Below are 24,108 nucleotides of genomic sequence, written 5' to 3' on the forward strand. Positions count from 1 at the left end.
TCCAAGATTTTAATGAAAACACGCTATTCTTACATACTACATTATCTACTTATTATAACAGACCTTTTGGTTATAAATTGTGCTTTCTTTTTTGCATGGTATCTTGTTTTTGGAATTAACCCTGCCTCATTTCAAGGGTCTCATAAAAACATTATACTCATCAATAATATAGTATGGCTTTTTTTATCCAGTTTTTTCGGGATGTATCGGAAAGATAGGTTACTTAATCTAAGAACCATATTCAAATCGTGCTTTAAGGCCTATTTAGGACACTTTGTTTTAATGGGGTTTTATTTGTTTTTCTCAGGGATAAGACGCTTTGTACCCTCTGACTTTATTATTTCATACTATGGCTGTTTGGGTATTATGTTTTTTATAAGCAGACTGGCCGCAGCATTTGTTGAATTAGGGATGTTTAGATATTTAAATGTCAGACGTCCGGTATTAATAATTCCCAAAAACAATATGGGTCTCCGATTGGCATCTAGTCTCGAAATGGATCAAAACTATCATTTTCGGGGATTTAAATTTAATAGCGATAGCGATTTGATTGATGAGAAAAATAATAAGTTATCGTCCATAGTTTCTGAAGTGTTTTTAGATTGCGCGTCAAATGGAATAAATGACATATATATCATTTTGAATCATCAGCATTTGAAGTATGCCCATGCCCTGGATGAAGAGGCAGAAAAGGCTTGTGTTCGACTAAATATAGTTCCTGACTTAATGGGTAATTTGTCGATGTCTTATACTACTGAACATATGGGACAGTTTACGGTAATTAGCTTGCGTCGTGAACCTTTGGAAATCATAAGAAACCGATTCAGAAAGCGTCTTTTTGACATATTTTTCAGTAGCCTTGTTATCGTTTTCCTGCTTAGTTGGCTGATACCTATTCTGGTTATTCTAATTAAATGGCAAAGTAAAGGCCCGGTTTTTTTTAAACAACCCCGGAGTGGAAGAAACAATGAAACCTTTGGATGTTACAAGTTTAGAAGCATGCGGATGAATGACGATAGTAATAATAAGCAGGCTACTAAGGACGATGATCGGATTACCCCAATTGGTAGATTCATGCGCTGTACCAGTATTGATGAACTTCCCCAATTTTTTAATGTGCTAATTGGTAACATGAGTGTTATCGGTCCACGTCCACATATGTTAAAACACACCGAACAATATAGTGCGATAATTGATCAGTATATGGTGCGCCAGTTTCTTAAACCGGGTATTAGCGGACTTGCCCAGGTGAATGGTTATCGGGGAGAAACAGAGGATCCTGTACTCATGCGAAAAAGGGTTGAATATGATTTGATGTATATGGAAAGCTGGCGCCTTTCATTGGATGTGAAAATTGTTTTATTAACCGTGATCAATACTTTTAAAAAGGAAGATCGCGCTTATTGATACTGCCAAATTATCATTAAAAATGATAATTTGATTCGCTCCTGTTTAAAAAAAGAAGGCTTTAGCGTTCAACTGGATAAGAAAATACTCACCATCACTGTAGAGCAAAAATCAGATCAAAAAGAACAGGATGAGTTCTGTAATAAACGCGAGTTTAGCTATCAATCTTTTGTTCGTTCATTCTCATTGCCTGAAAGTGCTGATGATGCAGGAATTGAGGCAAAGTATGTAGATAGGATACTTTCTATACAGGTAGCTAAAAAGGACGAAATACGAAACAGTGTTAAAAAATTTGAAATCAACAAGAGCACTTTGCTGTTAAATATTAAATACTTTCTCAAAAATAATTGGGAAAGTTTTTTTTTATGCGATACACTAATGATAAATACTCTTTCGTAGAAGACAATTCTAATGCTATTTCATCTATTCGGATATAAATGAACTATAGCTATCACTGATTTGGAGTTCTGTAGTACTTAAACGACCACTCCAATTAACAGGCTTTTTATAAATCCTTTTCTTTGCATGATCTTGAGTTTATGATGTATTAAAAATCTGGCAATAAGAGAAGGGATTTAGTGTTGTATCGATATATAAGGCCAAAGTGTCGATGAATGGCTACTTTTGACTCAAATCCCATACTTGATTAAATGAAATATATATTCTTCATACTTTTCTTTGCAACAACTTTCTATCATGCTAATGCACAGTCTATTCCCGAACGTTTAAGTACCATTCCTCAAAAAAATGAGGTTGGTGCACTTTGTATGCCTCAGGACATAGCCCCTGTAAAGGCTCCTTTCCCAATGCCTCGGTTTACTAAACCTATATTTCCCTCGTTGACCATGAGTATCACCCGTATGGGTGCAAAAAAAAGTCGCATTACGACCAAAGAGATTCAGGCTACCATTGATCAGGTAAATAAAAAAGGGGGAGGCACCGTCTTGATACCCAAGGGTGTATGGAAAACCGGACGTATTTCTTTAAAAAGCAATGTGAACCTTCACTTACAAGAGGGGGCAGAATTACATTTCAGTTCAGAAGTAGAGGATTATCGTCCCGCTGTTTTTACCCGCAATGAAGGTATTGAAGTGATGTCATTGGGCGCCTGTATTTATGCAAATGGCCAAACCAATATTGCGGTTACCGGAAAAGGAAAACTTGTAGGACCTGGTCAGGGATCTGTGCGCAAACAAGTGATGGAGGGAGATGTAATTGAAAATGTGGTTCCTCTGGATAAACCTGTATCCGAACGGGTGTATGAAGGTTATAATGGTGAATTTATATTCCTGCCGATGTTTATTTCACCGATCAACTGTAAGAATGTATACATAGAGGGAATTACTTTGGAAAATACAGCTTTCTGGAATATTGCGCCTGTATACTGTGATGGTGTAGTTATCAGAGGCATAACAGTTCATTCTGTAGGAATACCCCGCGGAGATGGAATTGATGTTGAGTCGTCAAGAAATGTATTGATCGAATATTGTACTCTTGCATCTGGGGATGATTGTTTTACCATCAAAGCTGGTCGTGGAATAGATGGTCTACGCGTAAATAAGCCTACTGAAAATGTAGTGATCCGCTATTGCCTGGCACAAAAGGGTCATGGTGGAATAACTTGTGGAAGTGAAACAGCAGGCATGATTCGTAATTTGTATATTCACGATTGTGTCTTTGACGAAACTGGAGTAGGCATCCGTTTTAAGACAAGAAGAAACAGAGGTGGTGGCGGAGAAAACTTATATTATGAACGGCTTCGGATGAATCTGGAGTTCACCGCTTTTAATTGGGATATGCTGGGTAGTGCGGTGCATATGGGAGACCTGGCTAGTCGCTTTCCACCAAGAGCTGTTGATGCGTTAACTCCGGCATTCAGGAATATTTTCATGAAAGATATCATTGTCGAACGGGCATCTCAGTTTATTAAAATTAATGGCATCCCTGAATCTCCTTTAGTTAATTGGACGCTAGATAATGCAGAGGTATCTGCCGATAAACTGATTACAATTAATGATGCAAAAAATATCCTGATTAAAAATGTAAGTGTTAAAAGTAAGGATTCGGAAATGCGGATCGATTCTTCTAAAGGTATTGTGTTTGAAAAAGTTGAGATTGAAGTTGAGACTAAGAAATAAAACTTGTTTCATCCCGGATACTTATTAAGAGTAAATGAAAAAAGCCAGACTCAATACAGCGAACCTGGCTTTTTAATATATTGTTATGGTGTTAGGTTTGTTGTAGAACCAGTAGGACTAGTTGTAGGAGGTGTAGGAGTTTTAGGGCTTGATGGACTACCAGGACTTGTCGAATTTGGGCTGGTCGGATTTGCTCCTGGATCTGTAGCATTAGCAGGACTTGGTACTGGTCTTTTCATTGGATCAGTAGTTGTTGGGGTCCTATTAGGAATTGGTGTACGACTAGGAACTGGTTTCCTTGTATTCGTGGAATCCATTGGTAAAGGAGCAGTAGATGGATTTGTCAAGCTTGAGTCGGTTTTTTTAACTGTATCCTGTAACACAATATGCTCCGAAGTGTTTCCCTCTGCTGCTATTGCACTCAAGGAAATCAATCCCCCAAATGCTAATGTTGTCGCTAAGATTAATCGCTTTTTCATAATACTATAATTTATCAGTAGATGTATATTGTGGACTAAAATTATGCCAAAATAAAAATCAAAGGAAAGGTTCACTTGGTTGTACTAATTGCTATTCGAGTTGTTTAATCCCTCATTGATCAGTATCATTCTTTTTTCTCCCCTGCTTTGCTACCTTTGCAAATAATAATGTTTCATCATACCGGACAACGCAGAACCCATAAAAATAATATTCGATTAGCTCTATTGTTGTGTATGAGTGCAGGAGTAGTAAATGTCACTGGTTTTATAGCTTTTGGTATTTTAACGACGAATGTAACCGGTCATGTGGCTGTTTTTGCAGATCAACTTTCAAACGGTAATTTTTCTTCTGCACGTATGGTTGGCCTATGGATGCTCACATTTCTTGCAGGCGCCTTTTTTTCCAGTCTGTGGTTAAGGCTCACCACGAATAACAAACGTTTTGCTTTTACGGTTCCAATAATCGTAGAAATTATCATTCTCCTGCTGGTCGGGTATTTTGGATACGGCTTTGATTATTCCATTGTCAGCACAGAGATCTTTGGCGGTAGCTTACTGTTTGCTATGGGTCTGCAAAATGCCTTGGTATCAGAAATTTCCGGCTCAGTAGTTCGAACTACCCACTTAACTGGAATGTTTACTGATCTGGGGATCGCCCTGGCAAAATCTATATATGGAGATGTTAAAACTAAGGCAGCACTTCGTCCCAAGATCATGCTTTACCTGGTGATTATCTTTTTTTTCTTCTTTGGTGGCATTGCAGGAGGTTTACTCTTTAAACGGTATTACTACCATACCTTTTACCTGCCTGCATTTATCTTGATGGCTGTCATGATCTATGATATGTTTCGTTTCAAAACCGTTCTCTTTTTTCGTAGAGTGAAGAGTAAAAGAGGTTTACATTCTTTTTACCGCCGGTAATCTTTAATTATTCTTTTCTAACCTTTCACTGAAAGACCCGGATTAACTCAGTTAATTTTACTTTCTTCCAATCAAACTTTTTACATAGCATTTGTCACATTGATTTATTATGGACCTGTCCTGAAGGAGATTTTTAATTAATAAAACTATATTACATGGTTGATTCGAAAGGCCGAAGAAGAGTAATTATAAGTAATGTTTCCTCAATCGTATGGGAGTATAATATCCAGCTAAGTCTGCAGTACATGCGTTTGTTACTGTTAAGATTCGGATCCATGGAGATTATCATTTAGGACAGGTTTTGTTTACAAGTCAAGATTTTATCATTTTTGACTTTGAGGGAGAGCCGGCAAAAGTTATAATGAAAGAAGGCTGAAGTATTCTCCTATTAGGGATGTTACAGGGATGCTCAGGTCGTTTCAGTACACGGCATATAGCAGTTTATACCAGGATAAAAAAATCAGGCCTAAAGATATCAGTCAATTTTTACCTCATCTGGAACAATGGTATCATTATATGATTGGCTTTTTTATGCAGTTTTATTTACAAAAAGAACAGGGTGCTAATTTTATACCCAAGGACAAAGAAAGTCAGGAAATTTTTTTTGCAAACTTTTCTGCTGCAAAAAGCATTATATGAGCTAAATTACAAGCTGAATAATCGCCCTGATTGAGTCATCGGACCTATGCGTGGTATTAAGTCAATAATGAAAAAATATAAGGTTCTGCTAACCAAAAAGGAGTTAACAAATTAACCATGTCAGACATTCTTCAAACCATTCCATTCTCTTTGTTTACCGATTTTGATGTAGCGCTTTTTAAAACAGGTAAACATTATAATCTTTATAATAAGCTTGGATCTCACTTAGTTAGCCACGAAGGTAAGACAGGTACTTACTTTGCGGTCTGGGCCCCCGCTGCCAGTTACGTAACCGTAATAGGAAATTTTAACTCATGGGATAAGAACAGTCACCCCATGCAGGTGCGCTGGGATGGATCAGGGATTTGGGAACTCTTCATTCCCGGTGTCTCACATGCGGTATATTATAAATATTACATTGAAAATTCCAATGGTTTTAAAGTAGAAAAGGGTGATCCTTATGCTTTACATTGGGAAACTCCACCCCATACTGGTTCTATTACCTGGGATCAGGAGTACACTTGGAATGACTCTAAATGGGTAGCGGAGCGCCAAAAAGGAAACGCACTCAGTAAACCCATATCTGTTTACGAAGTGCATCTGGGTTCCTGGAGAAGATCCTCCGAAGACGGATCTTTTCTCACTTACCGTGAAATTGCAGCTCAACTTCCTGATTATTGTGTCTATATGGGATTTACTCATGTAGAATTTATGCCCATCATGGAGCACCCCTTTTATGGGTCATGGGGTTATCAGGTGACCGGTTATTTCGCACCATCTAGTCGTTTTGGTACACCGGAGGACTTTAAATATTTAGTCGACCAACTACATTTGGCAGGGATAGGCGTTATCCTGGATTGGGTACCCTCTCATTTTCCTGTTGATGAACATGGATTAGGTTATTTTGACGGATCTCATCTGTATGAATACGCAGACCCCCGTAAGGGATTTCACCCGGATTGGAAAAGCTTCATCTTTAATCTGGATCGGAATGAAGTACGGGAGTTCCTAATCTCCAATGCCTTTTTCTGGCTGGAAAAATTTCATATCGATGGATTAAGGGTTGATGCAGTCGCTTCTATGTTATACCTGGACTATTCCAGAAAGGAAGGTGAGTGGATTCCTAATCAATATGGCGGCAGAGAAAATCTGGAAGCAATCAGTTTCCTAAAAGAGTTTAATACTGCCGTACACGAGTTTTTTCCTGATGTGATTACCGTAGCAGAAGAGTCAACTTCATGGCCGGGTGTCACGCATCCTGTACAGGATGGTGGTTTAGGATTTGATATGAAGTGGATGATGGGATGGATGCACGATACCCTCAGTTATTTTGAGAATGACCCTGTATACAGAAAGTACCACCAGGGCCAACTTACTTTCAGTTTGCTTTATGCGTTTTCGGAAAAATTTACACTTCCTTTATCTCATGACGAGGTGGTGTATGGTAAACAATCCCTCTTGAATAAGATGCCTGGCGACGAATGGCAGAAATTTGCTAATCTCAGGTTGTTATTTGCTTATATGTATGGGCACCCCGGTGCAAAACTGATCTTTATGGGTGGTGAATTTGCACAAAGCCATGAATGGCAACATGACTATAGTCTGGATTGGCACGAAAACCACCATCTCCTAAATAATGGGGTGCAAAGTCTGGTGAAAGACCTGAATATACTGTATCATGAACCGGCGCTGTATACCTATAATTTCACCAACGAGGGCTTTGAGTGGATTGCAAATAACGACGATCAAAATTGTGTAATCTGTTGGCGCAGAAAAGGGATTAATATAGAGGAAGACCTGATCTTTGTGGCCAATTTTACACCGGTAGTACGGTCTAATTACCGCATTGGGGTATCCTTAAGAGGATTTTATAAAGAAATTCTTAATTCAGATTCATTAAAATACGGAGGAAGTGATGTGTTAAACTCAGATGAACTGGATGCTTTTCCTATCCCTGCACATGGCCACACACATTCCCTGTCATTAACATTGCCGCCCTTAGGTGTAGTCGTTCTTAAATTTTCACATACAGAGAAATAAGTCATGAGCAAGCACAGTTATTTTTACAGAAATGGTCTTTCTATCGTATTCTTATCCTTATTTATAGTCACCCTTGCCGCCCAGGCACTTACCGGATGGAAAGAGCACAATAAGGATTTATCAGAAGCACATATACCCATTTTAAGTTTGCTTGCCTATTTGGGAACCGGCCATTTTATATCGGCCACCTTTGAGAACTTTCAAAGTGAATTTTTACAAATGTCTCTTTATGTGGTGTTAACTATTCACCTCAGACAACAAGGATCTGCCGAATCAAAGAAACTGGAAGGGAAGGATGAAGTAGACCGTGACCCAAAACCCGAAAAAGACGCACCATGGGCAGTGAGAAAAGGAGGTTGGATACTGAAGGTTTATAGTTATTCCCTGTCATTAGTTTTCTTTCTATTATTCTTTATTAGTTGGGGACTTCATTTATACGGGAGCTGGATCGATCACAATGTGCAACAGGAAATCCATCACCAATCGCGGGAAAGTATTGTCCAGTTTCTATCTGAACCTACTTTTTGGTTTGAGACCTTTCAAAATTGGCAGAGTGAATTTCTTTCCGTGGCCTCTATTGTGATCTTGACTATATATTTTCGACAAAAAGGCTCTCCCGAATCTAAACCGGTGGATGCCTCTGATGTGGAAACAGGAAAATAAGGTTTTTGGTTGATCAGGATATATTTATAAAAAGACCAACAAAATAATTTTTAAGATGTTAACAATCTACATCTTAAAGAAAAATATTATGTTAGAAAACGTAAATCCAGAACACAAAGAGGGTCCTGTTGCCCGTAAAATTGAAGAGCAGACTGCTAAGATCCCTTCTGATGTATTTTTGTGGGCTGCACTAACATCTATTGGTGTTTCGCTTACACTGAAAATTATGCATAAAAGGCATGATGCTTTATTTGTTGGTCAATGGGCCGCTCCATTCCTTCTTTTAGGAATTTACAACAAGCTTGTAAAATTGCAAGGTCACGACTAAACTTAATAAAGGTCAGTATACTTAAAGTTGTTCATGTAAATTCTGGTGTACTGACCTTTGTTAAAAAACTTTTTACTCTTATATAATTTCAAAACATTACCTTAAATTCCAGTGTAGATTACACTGGTGGAATCCCTATATCTTTTCTATTCTGTTTAAAAGAAGACTATGTACACATTAGGCATTAATGCTGCGTTCCATGATTCCGCTGCTTGTATCATTAAAGATGGGGTTTTATTAGCTGCTGCTGAAGATGAACGGTTCACCCATTTTAAACATGGTAAAAGGCCTGTTCCTTTCTCTACCTGGGAATTGCCGTTTCATGCTATCGACTACTGTCTGCAGATTGCACAGATCAATTTAAGCGATGTAGATCATGTAGCTTATTCATTTGATCCTTATTTACTCATTCCAGATCAGTTTAAATCTGCTCATTCCATAGAAATTCCATTTATTCCAGGAGGTACATCAAGTACGGAGTGGTTGAACCCCTGGGATCCCTTGTTCCTTTCCTCTATTTTAAATGGTCCATCACAGCTTGTAGATGGGTACCCGCATCACCTTCAAAAGCGATTTAAAGGAGCAACAGTCTTTGGTTTTAAATGGCATTTTGTCGAACATCATATTGCACATGCAGCAAGTGCTTTTCTACCCTCACCTTTTTCTCAGGCAGCAATTCTTACCCTTGATGGACGTGGCGAACGTGCTACAACCACTTATAACATAGGCAAAGGGAATGAGATGTCCCGAATTGGAGAAGTACAAATGCCCCATTCATTGGGTTTGCTCTACGAACGTTTAACTACTTACCTCGGGTTTTTGCATTCTTCGGATGAATATAAAGTGATGGCATTGGCTTCCTACGGTAAACCGGTATTTGTAAAAGACTTCCGGGAAATGATCACTGTTGGCGAAAAGGGCCAGTATACCATTACTGATGAACGATTTGAAGAACGTTTTGGTCCCACACGACTAAGGCATGAAGAATTTACCGCCCACCATTTTAACATTGCACATTCTCTGCAATTCGTCCTGGAAGAAACCGTGTTAGAGTTAACAAACTGGCTTTATCAGAAAACGAAGGAAGAAAATCTGTGTATGGCAGGTGGTGTGGCCCTAAATTGTGTATTAAATGCAAGGATCAGAGATCGGGGTCCATTTAAAAATATCTGGGTTCAACCCGCTGCTGGCGATTCAGGCACTGCTCTTGGTGCTGCAGAATGGATTGACGCGCAAGAAAGACAAAGCACTACAAAAGACTTTACCATGGATCATGTGTATTGGGGCCCTGAATATACCGATGATGATATAGAAAAATTTCTTAAATGGGCCAAAGTACCTTACCGAAAATTGGATAATGTAGCTGAAGAAGGTGCTGAAATACTGGCTCAGGATAAAATTATTGGCTGGTATCAGGGTAGAATGGAATTCGGCCCAAGGGCATTGGGAAGTCGCTCTATCCTGGCTTCACCCATTAGTCCAAAAATGCAATCGCGTTTAAATGAAGTGAAGGACAGGGAAGACTTCCGTCCCGTTGCACCCGTAGTGCTCGAAGAGGATGCCCCGGAATGGTTTGAAGGAGCAAAGTACTCTCCCTTCATGCTGTTTATTTATGATGTTAAACCCGATAAAGCAGATCAGATTCCAGCAGTACGGCATACAGATGGAACAGCGCGGATTCAAACAGTAAACAGTACACAACACCCTCAATATTACAACCTGATAAAAGCATTTAAAGAGAAAACCGGTGTGCCTGTATTGGTAAATACATCCTTCAATACCCTTGGCAAACCTATTGTTTCATCACCCAGAGATGCTGTAGAGTGTTTTTGGTCTTCGCCTTTTGATGCACTGATTATAGGTTCATTTTTAATTGAAAAATAATGAATAGGAAAATATCTGTCGTAGTTCCAACGTATAAGAGGAGCGAATTACTGATCAGGTGTTTAGATGCGCTTTTAAACCAATCTATTGGAAAGAGTACCTATGAAATTATTGTAGTAAGCGATGGACCGGATCCCGTTACTGCTGAAGCAATTAAAGTTTGGACCGGTTTTGTTCATCTTAAAGTATCTTATTATCCGCTTCCTGAAAAAAAGGGACCTGCTGCTGCCCGTAATTATGGATGGAAGAAAGCAAAGGGAGAATTAATAGCGTTTACAGATGACGACTGTATTCCGGATCAGGATTGGCTGGCTTCGCTGCTTGCCGCCTATCATGATGAGGAAGAACTAGTGATAAGTGGCCAGGTAATTGTTCCTTTACCAGAAAATCCCACTGACTTTGAGCGTAATACGGCTCATTTGGAAACCGCTGAGTTTATTACTGCAAACTGTGCCTGCACGAAAAAAGCACTTTGGGAAACCGGAGGATTTGATGAGCACTTTGAGCAGGCATGGCGGGAAGACAGCGACCTGCACTTCAAAACTATACGGCATAAAATTCCTTTAAAAAAGGTGAATGAAGCTATCGTTGTCCATCCCGTTCGCAGAGCACCTTGGGGAATTAGTATCAAAGAACAGCGAAAGGGAATGTACAATGCGCTGCTTTATAAAAAATATCCCGAGTTGTATAAATCCAGGATCAGATCAAAGGCACCATGGAGTTATTATACCATGATCTTTACCTTTTTAATAGGCTGCACTTTATTATTGATGAAATCAGAATTTTTAGCCTTAATCAGTTTCAGCGCCTGGCTCGTTTTATTGCTCTTATTTATATCACGTCGGTTGGCGTTTACCTCTCACTCACCGAAGCACGTTGCGGAGATGATAGTTACTTCAATTTTTATCCCCTTTTTATCAGTCTACTGGCAATTTTATGGGGCCTTAAAATACAGGGTTTTGTTTTTTTAAGAAGGAATGTACTATTTTAAGCTGTCATTTTGCTATAAAAATCTATTTGTTGCTATTTTAAGATCAACCATCAAGCTTAGGAGAATTAATTTAAAAATATCCTGCAAATAAATAACTAAACATACCACTACACATATTGTTAGTATAAATCAATTCTATTCCTATATGATGCTTCCTGCAGAAAATATAAAAAAAATAATCATTTTTAGAGCCCTTCAATTAGGCGATATGCTTTGTGTAATACCAGCGATCCGCGCGTTAAAACAGGCTTATCCCCAAGCGAAAATTACTTTAGCAGGATTGCCATGGGCAAAATCTTTCGTCAATAGGTTTCCTCAATACTTTAACTCCTTCCTTCATTTTCCAGGTTATCCGGGTTTGCCCGAACAAGAGGTAGATCCGCTTGCGTTTACCGCGTTTTTAACGGAAGTTCAAAAGCAGCAGTTTGACCTGGCCTTGCAGATGCAGGGGAATGGCTCGATTGTTAACCCAATGGTGGAACTGTTTAATGCCAACTTTACTGCCGGGTTCTGTAAAAAAGATCATTATACTTTAGACAATGGTTTATTTCTGCAGTATCCAAATCATGGCTCCGAAATCAAACGTCATCTCCTGTTGATGGAACATTTAGGCATTTCACCACAAAGCTCAGCTTTGGAATTTCCATTAACCAGCGAAGATGAGGAAGATTTAATGGCCGTACATCTTCCACTTTTGAAATCTCAAAGATATATCTGTATCCATCCCGGGTCAAGAGGAGCATGGCGACAATGGCCTACCGCACACTTTGCAACACTGGCCGATTATTGCATCAAAAAAGGGTTTCAGGTTGTACTTACCGGCACCAAAGATGAGTTGCGAATTGTAGAAGAAGTGAGTCGGAAAATGAAGTTTGAACCCATTATTGCTGCAGGGAAAACCAATCTAGGAGCTATGGGCGTGCTAATTAAAAATTCTTTTATGCTGATTTCCAATTGCACAGGGGTGTCGCACATGGCCGCTGCCTTTAAAAAGTCAAGTATTGTCATCAGCATGGATGGCGAACCAGATCGTTGGGCACCATTGGACAGAGAACTGCATTATGTAATTGACTGGACAGTAAATCCGGATTTCGCTCTTGTTCAGCAACACTTAAAATCTAAGCTGGAAGCTCCCGCTAAAGTGCTTAGTTAATAAAACTTTTCGGAATCTCAGGTATCATAGTGGTCTTGCCGTTCCGAATTGTTTGTACGGCTTGAAAAATTTCTGCAGGTAATACCGTTTTTATCTTTTTAGAGAAAAAAGTGGTATTTACATAGCGTATGACTTCATTCTTGCTTTGCAGGTCGCTGGGTACAGTAAAAGGTAATATTTTCCCGTACGCCTTCCATGGTGCATGCTGCGGATTTGACAAGGCATATAAAACGATGATTGGGGTCTTTACTGCTGCTGCCAGATGGATAGTTCCTGTATTTACGGAAATGACCAATGGCGCTTTACTGATTAAAGCCACAAACTCTTCAATAGAAAATAATCCCGCAAGAGAGAAGGACTGATCGCCTGCGGCTTCCGCTAACTGATCGGTTAGCATTTTCTCTTTTATCCCTCCTGTAAAAAGAATTTGATAATCATTTTCCTTCATCAGCTTTTGTGCCGTTTGAACCCAAAGCTCAAAAGGATAAGCTCTTTTTTGTTCACTCACGCCGGCATGAAGGATGATCCAGGGCTTTTGTAAATTAATAGGAAATGTGTTCAGTTTTATTTGAGCCGTATTCCAGGCTTCATCCGTCTGGAAAAGGGTTAAATTTTCGTGTGATGGCTTAGCCCCAATGGAGGCAACCAAATCCAGATCCCTTCTCACCTGGTGTTTGATTAATTTATAAGGCTCCTGGTCTGGAAGCCAATGTGTTAAGAGATCGTATGGGTTTTCACGGCAATAAGCAAGTCGCACCGGAATCTCTGCCAGGTAGGCCAGCATGGTAGCAGGCAAGGGATTTTGACTGTAAACGGTAAACATAACCGCCAGATCGAAGTTTTTCTTATTAAGATCTGTAATGATATCTAGAAAATGATCGGAAGAGGTGTTAGCTGCATTTTTCACCCAAGGGAAGTCGCAGATTATGACCTCATCTATTTCCGGAATCAGTTTTGCTATACCAGCCGCCATAGAAGAAGTCAGTACAGTAATCCTTGCATGAAAAGTTTCCTTTAAGGCACGGATTGACGGAGAGCTCATCAATAGGTCGCCAAGATTATCCGGACGGATACAAAGAATATTTTTATAGTTTGCTTGCAGCTTCATTGATGTTATTTACAGTAAAATCCGGGTGGTTATAGTCATTCATAATCCATTCCGTTTCATTCCCATTATTGATTAAGATGGTTTTGCATCCTGCACGGTGCCCGGCTTCTATATCATGCAGAATATCCCCGATCATCCAGGATTGCGAAAGATCTATTCCTCTGTCCGTTGCGGCCTGTAAGATCATGCCGGGCTTTGGCTTTCGAAAATCGCAGTCTACTTTATATTTTTCTATTTTCCCCTCCGGATGATTTGGGCAATAATAGAAAGCGTCTAAGGTAATCTGGTGTGCATTGAGCAGTGTCCTGATCTTATCTTCTACTCCTTTTAAGGAGCTTTCTTCAAAGTAGCCATGTGCTACCCCGGACTGGTTGGAAATCACTATTAACTCATAACCCAGTTCTTTTATGCGTTTTAATCCTTCAAGAGCGTTTCCTTCCAGTTTTATTAAATTCGGGTTCACATTATAAGGTATATCCTGAATTAATGTACCGTCCTTATCTATAAATACCGCTTTCTGCATGGTTTATTTGATGACCTGCGCCTGGATTACCTGTGCAATTGTATCTTCCCAGTCCCGAACAAACCGCTTAATGTTATACCTGCTCAATGCCGTTTTTCGTCCCTCAATGCCGAGCTGAGTGGCTTGTTGTTTGTCAACTAGAAGCGCCTTCATTTTATCAACCAATACAGAAATATCGGTATGGATAAATCCATTGACATCATTGGTAATTACAGTAGGCATCTCCGTAGTGGCCATTCCAATTACCGGAATCCCAAGCATCATGGCTTCGCATACTGCCAGACCGTGACTGGTATAACGGATCGGGTTAAAGAAAAACCGGTATTTACTGATAAATGCGGGTAATTGAGGATGCAGGACTTCACCTAATCCAAGTTTACCGGTATTCATCCCGATAAGGTCTAGCGGAACATGCTCCCGCACCTCCATGAAAATGTCAAGGCCTAATAACCTGCCGCGGCTAGGGAGGTTGTTGATCACCACAATGCCTTTTTCAATTTCTCCGGTATAGGGAATCTTTGGTACGATTACACCGTGTTCAATCACTTTAGTGGTAATGCCATTATTATCCCACATCAGGCGGTTAAAATGAGTGACATGTACCAGCAAAACATCAGGATCATTTACTGCATGTTTGGTGTCCGTTGGATGAACCCGTGGTGGATCGTGTTCAATATAGATTTTAGGCAACGCTCTCTGTTCTGCAGATAGTATTTCGTACTGATCTTTAAGGTAATTAGTGTTGGTTTGATAAATGATACAATCCAGATCAAGTTGCGGAATGTCATTGATGTGAACTTCATGAATGTTGTCTCCGAAAGGAAACGTTTCACCTCGTCCGTAATATCCTTCTGATTGTTCTTCCTTAACAGGGATATAGATGTCGTAATTGCCTTGCGAAAGATAGTATAAATAACTGCCATGGATATGCCAGGTAAAAAGCTTAGGACGGGGGTTGTTCATCGTTTTCATACGTAGGTATGTTCAGAGACAACTGAAGGTAGCAGATTGTTTAATATGGTAGTAATTAACATGGGTGATGTGGTTATTGAAGTGTGATTACGTGGTGTAATCTTCTAAGAAGAACCTGTGTTAATGCCATGATAAGTCCGACTTGCAAGTTGATTTATGGGACTTATCATAGGTTATAAGCTGTTTATTTATCGTTTGATTTTTAATGAATATGCAGGATATTTTGTAATCCCCCTCCAGATTGTATAGAGCCGCTTTCTCTTTTTTACCCCAAAATATAAGAGAAATTTCGCTGCTAAGGTTCTTGAAATGATTACCTTACCCGAATAACTAATATATTATGGCCACAATTGACAATAAAGGAAGAGTACGGGGAACCGCAGGGTCGGTCGTCTACCGTATGTACAGGGATAAGAACATTATTCAGGGAAAACCTGCAAAGTTCAAACAAACCCAGGAAAGTATCAAAACCTCCACGGAGTTCGGTTTATCGAGCTCTACGGCGGCTATTATTCGTCGGGCTTTTGAGCCAGCTTACCTGCACAGGGATGGAGCGGCTGTGAGCCGGAGTACCCAGTTGGTGTACCGCAGCATCCGTAACGGTTTTAGTGGAAGTGTTGGGGAACGCGATCTGCATGATGCGGACCTGAGTCATTTAAACGGCATGGAGTTTAATGCGGACAGCAAGCTGTCTGAAGTGCTTCAGATGAGTCATCAGGTGGAGCAGGACCTGGATGGTCGTGTACGTGTTAAACTGGGGAGTTTAAATACCCAAAGCGGCATCAAAAGGCCTAAAGGGCTATCCGCAGGAAAGCTGAAATACCGGGTTCGTTTGATGCTGGTGGCATTTAACTTCCGGGAAGAGTATTACGAACACCTGGAAGTGAAGGATGTTGACTTTGGAAGTTATGAAACGCTGGATGAGCAGGTTGTTAGTTTTGACAGCATTGCAAGTCCTTCGAGCATACTGATGCTGAGTATGTCCTTGCTGGTTTATAACGCAATTGGACTGGATGAGGAAGCGATATTGATTAATTCTAAGGCTTTTAGTCCCTGCGCGCTTATTGGAGCATTTCAAAGTACGGCTGCCTCAGATCGTCCGAAAGTAGCTGTGAATCAATGTGCTGCAAGTTATCCGGTAGAGCAGAAGAACCTGCACCATATGGGATATGTGGGTAATGTACTGATGCTAAAATTAGGTTATTGGATGGACCAGAATGCAAGTATGTCAAGCAAGACGGCAAAAAAGGTCGATTTGGAAACAAGGATTAAGGAAATGGGTTTGGGTATCCGGCTAGGCAAACGTACTTCTTTCAAGAAGTAAATATTAATTAAACAGGTTTTGAAATTGTAATGGATCTGGCAGGGCAAATGGTGTTAACGAATTAGTGAGGCATATGTTGTTATCTTATAAGAAGCGTAGATAAGTTGAAAAGACAGTAAAGCGTCAATTGTATGGAAGAGTCAGTATTGAACTTTTAAAAATACATTTAGCCTTAACTCCTTTCTAATTCACTAAACTTGAGGAAGAACCACTTTTTATTTGATATATACACTTATAATGCCATACTATTTATAGTTACTTTTAGCAAAGTTTTAACATACAAATAATGTTGCTTTCAGAAATTCTTAAAGATTCCAATTATAAGCTTACTCAATTTGAAAAAGATGCTAAAGCAAAAGTTTTCGCTTTAGAAGAATCCATTATACTTAAAGATATTGCAGGGAAATTAACTCCATATATTACTTGCCTCATTCGTAAGAAAGAAATCAAGCTTACAACTTTAAGAGTAGGTAGAACACTAAATTTGATTGCCGGAGATGGGCAAAAAAATGTCTTGCATTTAAATACGTTGGATTATGGGAGGTGGGATGAAAAAATAGATGATGACGAAGACCGGAAAGATATCTACTACGAAGGATGGAAAAAGCTTAAAAAGCTAAGAACTGATAAAAATAGTAATCAGGACTTTCAATTTGATATTTTGATGGCAAACCCACCATTTGCAGGTGTTATAAAAGAAAGCCATGAGTGTTTATAATATTTATTGCGATGAAAGCTGCCATTTGGAAAACGATGGGTTCAATATAATGGGTTTAGGTGCAATTTGGTTTCCTCTTCAAAAAAAAGGAGAAATTTTTAGCAGAGTGAAAGCGATTAAGGTAAAGCATGGTTTACCTACCTATTTCGAAATTAAATGGAATAAAATTTCTCCTGCCAAAGAAGCCTTCTTTTTAGATATTATAAATTATTTTTTTGATGATGATGATTTACATTTCCGTTGCTTGGTAGTACCGGATAAGAGCAAACTAGATTATGCTACTTATAAACAAACGCATGATGATTTTTATTACAAGATGTATTTCGATCTAATTAAGATAGTTCTTACTCCGGAGTGCTCACATAATATTTATTTAGACATCAAAGACACAAAGAGCCAAGATAAAATTATAAAGCTTCAAGATTATTTAAGAAGAACCCATTATGATTTTGAGAAACAGATAATAAAAAAAGTACAGCACATCAGGTCGCATGAAGGACAGGCTTTACAGTTAGTTGATTTGCTTTTAGGCGCTATAGTTTATTTTCACAGAGGTTTACAAAGTAGCTCAACAAAACTAAAAATTATTCAAAAAATAAAACTTCGTTCTGGGTATACATTACAACAAACCACTTTGCCAAAAGAAAGTAAGCTAAATCTTTTTATTTGGAAGGGAGGAAACGGTTGCTGATGGTAGAAGATTTTGTTTTACCTGATTTAATTTTCTTAGAGCATTTCGGTGGAGATTGGCTGAGCTTTTATGATTTTGTTTACTTATGTTTTAAAGAAGATTTTATTAAAAATCCGCTTAAGCAATTCGAAGGTAAAAAAGTAGGATTAAAAAGACATCCTTTATCATCTGATAATAAGGAAGCTACTTTTTACCACATGACCCATGAAGGGCAGGAAGAGCAATGCAGAGAGCCGGATATTAGGCGCATGGAGCGGATTAGATGGCCGAAATATATGATGGTTAATTATAAAAGTGATCACTTAAAAGTATGGCGCAATAAAAGGGGCTCAAATGGAAATATACTGATCTATCATGAAGAAGAGGGATATTTACTTGTTTTAGCAGATAGAGGGGATTATGTATTGCCATGGACTGCATATACTATTGAACATAGGCACCGAAGACAGAAAGTATTGAAAGAGTATGAGGCATATAAAAAAGCTGAAGCCGCTAAGTGAACTTAACGGCTTCGTTTCTCCTTTAACATCGTGGTTAATGAGATAATACAAATGTAATACAATTGAAGCACATAATAGTTAGGTTAGAAAATAAAATTAATGAAACTGTAGGGTGTATTAATACTAATGTAAATTTTGATAAGCTAACAATAAACAAAAGTAAGATTGTCAGGGAGGCAAGGAGATCTTTAATGGTTATGAAATATCACATTGTAAATTGATAATAATGAAGATATTTTTTCGCAATAATTAGGAATATTTGTATCATTGGAAAACCTAATTAACCTTTATGAAATTTTTCATTTTTGCGTTCTTGTTCTCCTTATTTTTCTACACCGTGAACGCACAGAATTTATATTCAGTTAAGGGTTCGGTATCTGATACAGCTTCCAACGTTAAACTTCTTAATGCTTCATTAAGTATCATGAACAGTAAGGACTCAACCCTTGCTGCGTTTACTAGAGCTAAGTCAGACGGTTCTTTTTCTGTCGATAAATTAAAAGCGGGTAAATTTTTTATTTTACTGACTTATCCGGGTTATGCCGATTATGTGGAGCGTTTTAGTCTGGATTCCGCTAACCGGAATAAAGATTTTGGTGCTGTCAAGTTGATCTTAAAAGCTAACCTACTGGCAGAAGTATTGGTGAAAGCTAAGGCTGTTGCTGTACGGATAAAAGGAGATACGACAGAATTTAACGCCGGAAGTTTCGAAATTCAGCCTAACTCAAGAGTAGAGGATTTAATTAAACAGTTTCCGGGTATCCAGGTGGATAAGGATGGTAAAATTACAGCACAAGGGGAGGTAGTTAAAAAGGTGCTGGTTGATGGAGAAGAATTTTTCGGTGATGACCCTACGTTGGTAACGAAGAATATTCGTGCGGATATGGTGGATAAGGTGCAATTGTATGATAAAAAAAGCGACCAGGCTACTTTCACCGGTATTGATGATGGGGAAAAGACGAAAACACTGAACATTAAACTGAAGGAAGACAAAAAGAGTGGGTACTTCGGAAAAGTAGATATTGGGGCAGGATCTGACGAATTTTACAAGGGACAGGGAATGCTGAATGTGTTTAAAGGGAAACGTAAGTTTTCTGCTTATGCAATTGCGGGAAACGATGGTACGGTGGGCTTGGGTTGGGAAGATGCCGGTAAATATGGCGCAGGGGTGCAGGTATCAGACAATGGGGGAGTTTATTTCTCCGGTGGAGGATCAGAATATAACGGTCAGGGTATTCCTGTTGCACGAACGGGTGGACTGCATTATGATGTGAAGTGGAATCAGGATAAAGAATCTCTCAATACCAATTTTAAAGGTTCTTACTTGAATGTGGATGGTACTTCAAACACCCAGACACAGAATAATCTTCCGACTGGAGTGATCAATGAAATTTCAGATCGTGATTTTAATAATACAACCAACCGTCAGAAGTTGGATGCCACTTATGAAATTAAGCTGGATACTACATCCAACTTGAAGATTATAGTGGATGGCTCACTCTCAGATACGGAGAGCAGTGAACGGTTTAACACTAGCAGCAGCAGGGGAGACGAGAGTTTGATTAATAATAGTATTCGTGACAATAGGAATGATGGTACGGAACAAACATTTTTTGCTAGTGCCTTTTATACCAAAAAGTTAAAGAAAGTTGGTCGAACGTTGTCTTTATTTGTGAGCCAGAATCTCCGCGATAATAAAACAACGGGATCTTTAAATTCAGAGAATAATTATTTCAACAGCTTGAGTGTTTTGGACAGTATGCAAAAAATTGATCAGTTAAAGCGTAATAATAGCAATAGCTCTTCTTTAAATACCAACATTACGTATACGGAACCTTTTAGCAAGAGCTTCTCTGTGATATTAAATTATGGGTATATACTGAATAATAGTGCTGCGGACCGCAGGTCGTTTAATCAGTCCGCTGCAGGAGAATATAATGTCCTGGACTCTTTATATAGTAATAACTTTGAAGTGAATGAGAGTAGAAACCAGGTAGGGGCGGTATTTAATTATAAAAAGGATAAAAATACTATCAACTTTGGTACAAAAGCCAGTGCGGTTGATTTTAAGCAAAAGGATTTATATGCAGATAAGACTTATGAGCGTAATTTCATAAACTGGAATCCTCAAGCCAGCTATCAGTATAAATTCTCTCAACAAAAGTCATTTAGGGTGAATTATCGGGGTAATACCTCGCAGCCTTCTTTGAATCAACTTCAGCCTATCCTTCAAAATGATGATCCGCTTAACATAACGGTTGGGAATCCTGACCTTAAACCGTCATTTCGCAATGGATTTGATTTACAGCTTAATTCTTATAAAATTCTGAGTGAGCAATATATGTACTTGTATGGTTCGTATAGCTTTACTTTAAATGAAATTGTAAGTAATACACAGACTGATTTAGCAGGTAAAAACGTGTATCAGTACATCAATTTGGATAATAAACGACCTTCTAACTTTAATCTGAATGTTTACTATGGTCAGAAGATTAGTTTGGGGGGACTTAATGTTGGCATAGATCTGAGTACTAATGGAAATACATATTATAATTATGCCAATGCAATATTAAACAAAACGACTTCATACAATTATTCTGGGGGACTTCGTATCTCTAAGTATAAACAAAAGAAGTATGATTTTTCAGTGTCAGTGAACCCTGGTTATAATGTGAGTGAGTCATCGTTACAAAAAGACATCAATAATAACGGGTTAACTTTTAATACAAGTGGGTCTTTCTCAGTTTATTTACCTTTAAAATTTCAGATAAGTTCTGATATTAGATATGAATATAGGGAAAAAACAGCTTCTTTTGATGAGGATTTTAAACGTACTCTTTGGAATGCCCGTGTTGAGAAGAAGTTTTTTAAGGCGGAGAGTTTTAAACTTGCCATTAGCGGTAAGGATCTTTTAAATCAGAATAGGGGATTTGACCGGAGTGCATATAATAATAGGATTACACAGAATAGCTACACGACTATAAAGCGCTATTTTATGTTTTCAGCGGTTTGGGATTTTAATAAAATGGGAGGGTCTGCGGGACTTAAAAAATGAAGATAAGGGTTATATTGTTATTTGTATTTTTCGTTTTTGCTGAGTGTGGTCTCTATGCACAGCATGCCAGGTTCATTTCGGAAGGATCAATTGAGTTTGAAAAGAAGACGAATATGTTTGCTCAGTTGAAGAAAAATATCACAGAAGAGAATGAGGTATACATGTCCAAGATCTACGATCAGTATGTAAAAACACAGCCGCAGTTTAGGACTGTTAAAAGTACCTTGTTGTTCACAAAAGATAAATCGCTTTATACCCCTATTCCTGTAACGGTAACGAGTCAGAATAGCGCATTTGGGGATGATCCGAACAGCAGTCAGCCGAATACAATTTTTACTGACTTTTTAAGTGGACTGAGTATCATGCAAAAAAAGGTTTTTGAAGAGACCTTTGTAGTAAAGGATTCGATTAGGAAAATTACCTGGAAAATGACAGATGAGATACGTGAAATAGCAGGATATCAATGTCGGCGGGCTAACGCGGTTATGTTGGATTCTATTTATGTGGTTGCTTTTTATACGGATGAGATCCTGGTATCAGGTGGACCGGAGTCATTTAGCGGTTTGCCGGGTATGATTCTTGGGGTAGCTCTTCCGCATGAGAACATGACTTGGTTTGCCACATTGGTATCTGACAAAACAATAGATAAGACGGTGTTAAAGGCTCCTGTGAAGGGTAAACCTGTAAATACTAAAATTTTAAATGAAAAGTTAAATGATATTATTGAACGATGGGGGCCGCAAGCGAAGAATATGTTAAAAGCCTTTTTGCTTTAGAAGTAGTCTCTAAAAGCAATAATAAAAAACCGGCAATTCTCAAATGGAGAACTACCGGTTTTTTTTATTATCCATTGTTATGTTAGAGCCTAAAATGAATCAATTTTTATTGAGAATTTTAATTTATGATACGGCCTCTTTCAACTGTGTTGATTATTCCTGAGAAGCTTGTTCGTTAACAAAGCTTTCTGCTACTTGTGTTAAAGCAACATCAGTAGCTTTTTCATTCTCAAGGATTTGTTCTAAGATGGCTACGACATCACTATGTCCCATGTTTTCGGCAAAGGTTTTTAGCGTGCCATAGGTAGCGATTTCGTAATGCTCTACTTTTTGAGCAGCAAGTATTAATCCGGCATCACGTACCATCGTTCCTTTTTCTGTATCCTCAATGATGCCTTCTGCTTCGGATAACAAACCTTCCATTGCATCGCATTTTTTTGCTGATGCTTTTTCTTCTACTAAAGAGAATACTTCTTCGAGTTTGGTAATGTGTTCTTGTGTTTCTAATGCGTGTTTTTCAAATGCAGAAGCAAGTTCCGTGCTGGTAGCTGCTTTTTTCATTTTAGGAAGGGCTTTTACTAAATGTTTTTCGGCCCAATAGATGTCCTTCAATTCGTCTACAAAGAATTTGTGAAATTCAGAGTTTTCCATTTTTCCTGTAAGGCCTTTTGGCTTTTTGGATGCATCCTTAGTACTTGTTTTTGACGTAGTTGCCATGGTAAAATATTTTTAAAGGTTGATAAAATGTATTTGATTAACCTCTAAAAAGTAGAATTGTTTAGTAAAATAGAAGCGTTTTTATCTGAAGATTCTGATAAATTCTGACACTTATTGAAGCTCACATAAAAAGTCGTTCCTCCATTTGGAATACTTTCAAACCAGATCTTAGCTTTCTGGAGTTTTGCAAAATCTTTACATAAAACTAATCCTAATCCTGCACCTTTTTCATTGTTTGTGCCATAGGTCGTCTCTCCTTCCAATGTGAAAAGAGTCTGCTGGCGATCAATTTTAATTCCTATTCCATTATCTGCTATTTTTATAATCCATTCCATTGGATTTTCAATAGTTTGAATAGTTATTTTGCCCTTCGAAGGAGTGAATTTAATAGCATTATTTATAATATTCCGGATAATCACTTCCAGCATATTTGCGTCAGCAAAAATACAGGCATCAGTATCCAGCTGAATGTCCAGGTCTATTTCCTTTTGATCAGCAATGTTTTTTTGAACTTTAAATGTTGTGGATAAGGCATCATAGAGCCGAATGTATTCAAGTTTTACATGAAATCCTTCCAGTTGCGATGTGCTCCAGGAGAGTAAATTAGACAGCATTTGCTGCGTGTTTTCTGTGGTCTTTAATAAATCATTTTCTAACGATTGTTTTTCTTCACCCGACATCTTTATCTGGGAAATTATTTCAAGATAACTATGGATGTTATTTAAAGGAGACCGGAGATCATGAGCCAGGATAGAGAATAACTTATTTTTGGTATTATTGGCCAGATCTAGTTCAATGGCTTTTTGTTTTACTTTATTATGCTCGGATTTATAACTCTCCAACATGTATTTAATTATGAAAGACATTATAAAGATGGCAGCAATATAGGTGTAAATAATATCCGCATATCGATCATTTCTACTTTTATAAGTGTTTTCTATCTGATCGGGATAATAATTTTCAAAAAGCAGCAAAGCCACAATTGTCAAAAGATTTAGGATTATCCACAACCATGCCTGTTTTTTTTGAGCAATTATGATTGTTATTAAAAATTATTGTTGTCCGGTAAAACCGGGATTAG

The 24,108-nt window shown here is 38.4% G+C and carries 23 protein-coding genes; 18 read left to right on the top strand and 5 right to left on the bottom strand.

The window, feature by feature from the left end; genetic code table 11:
* Positions 1 to 12: 12 nt before the first annotated feature.
* The 12 genes from BFL47_RS17340 (at position 13) to BFL47_RS17395 (ending at position 12,643) form a co-directional block, all read left to right on the top strand.
* On the top strand, positions 13 to 1,407 hold the full coding sequence (locus tag BFL47_RS17340; RefSeq protein ID WP_069661062.1) for an exopolysaccharide biosynthesis polyprenyl glycosylphosphotransferase: 1,395 nt from the start codon (positions 13 to 15) through the stop codon (positions 1,405 to 1,407).
* A 30-nt stretch (positions 1,408 to 1,437) separates the two neighbouring features.
* A complete protein-coding gene (locus BFL47_RS17345) occupies positions 1,438 to 1,806 on the top strand; it encodes an Hsp20/alpha crystallin family protein (RefSeq protein WP_069661063.1) in 369 nt (122 codons plus the stop codon).
* 251 nt (positions 1,807 to 2,057) lie between these two features.
* Positions 2,058 to 3,545 (top strand): glycoside hydrolase family 28 protein, encoded by a 1,488-nt coding sequence (locus BFL47_RS17350; RefSeq protein WP_069661064.1) that lies wholly within the window; start codon positions 2,058 to 2,060, stop codon positions 3,543 to 3,545.
* A gap of 3 nt (positions 3,546 to 3,548) precedes the next feature.
* The gene (locus BFL47_RS17355) at positions 3,549 to 4,034 is read left to right on the top strand and encodes a hypothetical protein (protein ID WP_069661065.1); all 486 of its coding nucleotides are present in this window, start codon (positions 3,549 to 3,551) and stop codon (positions 4,032 to 4,034) included.
* A gap of 158 nt (positions 4,035 to 4,192) precedes the next feature.
* Positions 4,193 to 4,945: a YoaK family protein gene (locus tag BFL47_RS17360; RefSeq protein ID WP_069661066.1), complete on the top strand. Its 753-nt coding sequence runs from the start codon at positions 4,193 to 4,195 to the stop codon at positions 4,943 to 4,945.
* 405 nt (positions 4,946 to 5,350) lie between these two features.
* Entirely contained in the window at positions 5,351 to 5,584 is a 234-nt protein-coding gene (locus BFL47_RS19850; protein WP_069661067.1) for a hypothetical protein, read from the top strand.
* A 117-nt stretch (positions 5,585 to 5,701) separates the two neighbouring features.
* On the top strand, positions 5,702 to 7,624 hold the full coding sequence (gene glgB / locus BFL47_RS17370) for a 1,4-alpha-glucan branching protein GlgB (protein ID WP_069661068.1): 1,923 nt from the start codon (positions 5,702 to 5,704) through the stop codon (positions 7,622 to 7,624).
* Between the two features lie 3 nt (positions 7,625 to 7,627).
* Positions 7,628 to 8,287 carry a DUF6766 family protein gene (locus tag BFL47_RS17375; protein WP_069661069.1) on the top strand — a complete coding sequence of 220 codons (660 nt, stop codon included), beginning with the start codon at positions 7,628 to 7,630 and terminating at the stop codon, positions 8,285 to 8,287.
* Positions 8,288 to 8,375: 88 nt separating this feature from the next.
* Entirely contained in the window at positions 8,376 to 8,615 is a 240-nt protein-coding gene (locus BFL47_RS17380; protein ID WP_139125863.1) for a hypothetical protein, read from the top strand.
* A 168-nt stretch (positions 8,616 to 8,783) separates the two neighbouring features.
* Positions 8,784 to 10,499 (top strand): carbamoyltransferase family protein, encoded by a 1,716-nt coding sequence (locus BFL47_RS17385; RefSeq protein ID WP_069661071.1) that lies wholly within the window; start codon positions 8,784 to 8,786, stop codon positions 10,497 to 10,499.
* A complete protein-coding gene (locus tag BFL47_RS17390) occupies positions 10,499 to 11,470 on the top strand; it encodes a glycosyltransferase family 2 protein (protein ID WP_069661072.1) in 972 nt (323 codons plus the stop codon). The genes BFL47_RS17385 and BFL47_RS17390 overlap by 1 nt, the downstream gene beginning before the upstream one ends.
* A gap of 165 nt (positions 11,471 to 11,635) precedes the next feature.
* A complete protein-coding gene (locus tag BFL47_RS17395; RefSeq protein ID WP_069661073.1) occupies positions 11,636 to 12,643 on the top strand; it encodes a glycosyltransferase family 9 protein in 1,008 nt (335 codons plus the stop codon).
* Here BFL47_RS17395 and BFL47_RS17400 read toward each other — a convergent pair.
* The 3 genes from BFL47_RS17400 to BFL47_RS17410 are packed head-to-tail and all read right to left on the bottom strand — an operon-like array spanning position 12,636 to position 15,246.
* Positions 12,636 to 13,751, bottom strand: coding sequence for a glycosyltransferase family 9 protein (locus BFL47_RS17400; RefSeq protein WP_069661074.1), 1,116 nt, complete (start codon positions 13,749 to 13,751; stop codon positions 12,636 to 12,638). The genes BFL47_RS17395 and BFL47_RS17400 overlap by 8 nt on opposite strands.
* On the bottom strand, positions 13,729 to 14,274 hold the full coding sequence (locus BFL47_RS17405) for a D-glycero-alpha-D-manno-heptose-1,7-bisphosphate 7-phosphatase (protein ID WP_069661075.1): 546 nt from the start codon (positions 14,272 to 14,274) through the stop codon (positions 13,729 to 13,731). Before BFL47_RS17405 ends, BFL47_RS17400 begins: the two co-directional genes overlap by 23 nt.
* 3 nt (positions 14,275 to 14,277) lie before the next feature.
* Positions 14,278 to 15,246, bottom strand: coding sequence for a glycosyltransferase (locus BFL47_RS17410; RefSeq protein WP_245681403.1), 969 nt, complete (start codon positions 15,244 to 15,246; stop codon positions 14,278 to 14,280).
* Between the two features lie 340 nt (positions 15,247 to 15,586).
* On the opposite strand from BFL47_RS17410, the gene BFL47_RS17415 reads away from it, so the two are divergent.
* From BFL47_RS17415 to BFL47_RS17440, 6 genes are all read left to right on the top strand, one after another.
* Positions 15,587 to 16,570, top strand: coding sequence for a hypothetical protein (locus BFL47_RS17415; protein WP_069661076.1), 984 nt, complete (start codon positions 15,587 to 15,589; stop codon positions 16,568 to 16,570).
* A 286-nt stretch (positions 16,571 to 16,856) separates the two neighbouring features.
* Positions 16,857 to 17,288 (top strand): DNA methyltransferase family protein, encoded by a 432-nt coding sequence (locus tag BFL47_RS20080; protein ID WP_069661077.1) that lies wholly within the window; start codon positions 16,857 to 16,859, stop codon positions 17,286 to 17,288.
* A complete protein-coding gene (locus BFL47_RS17425) occupies positions 17,275 to 17,979 on the top strand; it encodes a DUF3800 domain-containing protein (protein ID WP_069661078.1) in 705 nt (234 codons plus the stop codon). Before BFL47_RS20080 ends, BFL47_RS17425 begins: the two co-directional genes overlap by 14 nt.
* Entirely contained in the window at positions 17,955 to 18,479 is a 525-nt protein-coding gene (locus tag BFL47_RS17430; protein ID WP_211480980.1) for a hypothetical protein, read from the top strand. The genes BFL47_RS17425 and BFL47_RS17430 overlap by 25 nt, the downstream gene beginning before the upstream one ends.
* A 289-nt stretch (positions 18,480 to 18,768) precedes the next feature.
* Entirely contained in the window at positions 18,769 to 21,534 is a 2,766-nt protein-coding gene (locus tag BFL47_RS17435; RefSeq protein ID WP_069661080.1) for an outer membrane beta-barrel protein, read from the top strand.
* On the top strand, positions 21,531 to 22,310 hold the full coding sequence (locus BFL47_RS17440; protein WP_069661081.1) for a GLPGLI family protein: 780 nt from the start codon (positions 21,531 to 21,533) through the stop codon (positions 22,308 to 22,310). The genes BFL47_RS17435 and BFL47_RS17440 overlap by 4 nt, the downstream gene beginning before the upstream one ends.
* Before the next feature lie 153 nt (positions 22,311 to 22,463).
* On the opposite strand, the gene BFL47_RS17445 is transcribed toward BFL47_RS17440, so the two are convergent.
* Positions 22,464 to 23,027: a YciE/YciF ferroxidase family protein gene (locus tag BFL47_RS17445; protein WP_069661082.1), complete on the bottom strand. Its 564-nt coding sequence runs from the start codon at positions 23,025 to 23,027 to the stop codon at positions 22,464 to 22,466.
* Between the two features lie 44 nt (positions 23,028 to 23,071).
* Positions 23,072 to 24,007 carry a sensor histidine kinase gene (locus tag BFL47_RS17450; protein ID WP_069661083.1) on the bottom strand — a complete coding sequence of 312 codons (936 nt, stop codon included), beginning with the start codon at positions 24,005 to 24,007 and terminating at the stop codon, positions 23,072 to 23,074.
* Positions 24,008 to 24,108 lie beyond the last annotated feature (101 nt).

The sequence above is a fragment of the Arcticibacter eurypsychrophilus genome (assembly GCF_001730525.1).
Lineage (GTDB): Bacteria > Bacteroidota > Bacteroidia > Sphingobacteriales > Sphingobacteriaceae > Arcticibacter > Arcticibacter eurypsychrophilus.

Excerpts from the sequence above, each read along its gene's own strand:
- BFL47_RS17380 (WP_139125863.1), top strand. The coding sequence starts at position 8,376 with ATGTTAGAAAACGTAAATCCAGAACACAAAGAGGGTCCTGTTGCCCGT.
- BFL47_RS17375 (WP_069661069.1), top strand. The coding sequence starts at position 7,628 with ATGAGCAAGCACAGTTATTTTTACAGAAATGGTCTTTCTATCGTATTC.
- BFL47_RS17415 (WP_069661076.1), top strand. The coding sequence starts at position 15,587 with ATGGCCACAATTGACAATAAAGGAAGAGTACGGGGAACCGCAGGGTCG.
- BFL47_RS17445 (WP_069661082.1), bottom strand. The coding sequence starts at position 23,027 with ATGGCAACTACGTCAAAAACAAGTACTAAGGATGCATCCAAAAAGCCA.
- BFL47_RS17435 (WP_069661080.1), top strand. The coding sequence starts at position 18,769 with ATGAAATTTTTCATTTTTGCGTTCTTGTTCTCCTTATTTTTCTACACC.
- BFL47_RS17410 (WP_245681403.1), bottom strand. The coding sequence starts at position 15,246 with ATGAAAACGATGAACAACCCCCGTCCTAAGCTTTTTACCTGGCATATC.
- BFL47_RS17350 (WP_069661064.1), top strand. The coding sequence starts at position 2,058 with ATGAAATATATATTCTTCATACTTTTCTTTGCAACAACTTTCTATCAT.
- BFL47_RS17340 (WP_069661062.1), top strand. The coding sequence starts at position 13 with ATGAAAACACGCTATTCTTACATACTACATTATCTACTTATTATAACA.
- BFL47_RS19850 (WP_069661067.1), top strand. The coding sequence starts at position 5,351 with ATGCTCAGGTCGTTTCAGTACACGGCATATAGCAGTTTATACCAGGAT.
- BFL47_RS17390 (WP_069661072.1), top strand. The coding sequence starts at position 10,499 with ATGAATAGGAAAATATCTGTCGTAGTTCCAACGTATAAGAGGAGCGAA.
- BFL47_RS17385 (WP_069661071.1), top strand. The coding sequence starts at position 8,784 with ATGTACACATTAGGCATTAATGCTGCGTTCCATGATTCCGCTGCTTGT.
- BFL47_RS17440 (WP_069661081.1), top strand. The coding sequence starts at position 21,531 with ATGAAGATAAGGGTTATATTGTTATTTGTATTTTTCGTTTTTGCTGAG.
- BFL47_RS17395 (WP_069661073.1), top strand. The coding sequence starts at position 11,636 with ATGATGCTTCCTGCAGAAAATATAAAAAAAATAATCATTTTTAGAGCC.
- BFL47_RS17400 (WP_069661074.1), bottom strand. The coding sequence starts at position 13,751 with ATGAAGCTGCAAGCAAACTATAAAAATATTCTTTGTATCCGTCCGGAT.
- BFL47_RS17425 (WP_069661078.1), top strand. The coding sequence starts at position 17,275 with ATGAGTGTTTATAATATTTATTGCGATGAAAGCTGCCATTTGGAAAAC.
- glgB (WP_069661068.1), top strand. The coding sequence starts at position 5,702 with ATGTCAGACATTCTTCAAACCATTCCATTCTCTTTGTTTACCGATTTT.
- BFL47_RS20080 (WP_069661077.1), top strand. The coding sequence starts at position 16,857 with ATGTTGCTTTCAGAAATTCTTAAAGATTCCAATTATAAGCTTACTCAA.
- BFL47_RS17360 (WP_069661066.1), top strand. The coding sequence starts at position 4,193 with ATGTTTCATCATACCGGACAACGCAGAACCCATAAAAATAATATTCGA.
- BFL47_RS17405 (WP_069661075.1), bottom strand. The coding sequence starts at position 14,274 with ATGCAGAAAGCGGTATTTATAGATAAGGACGGTACATTAATTCAGGAT.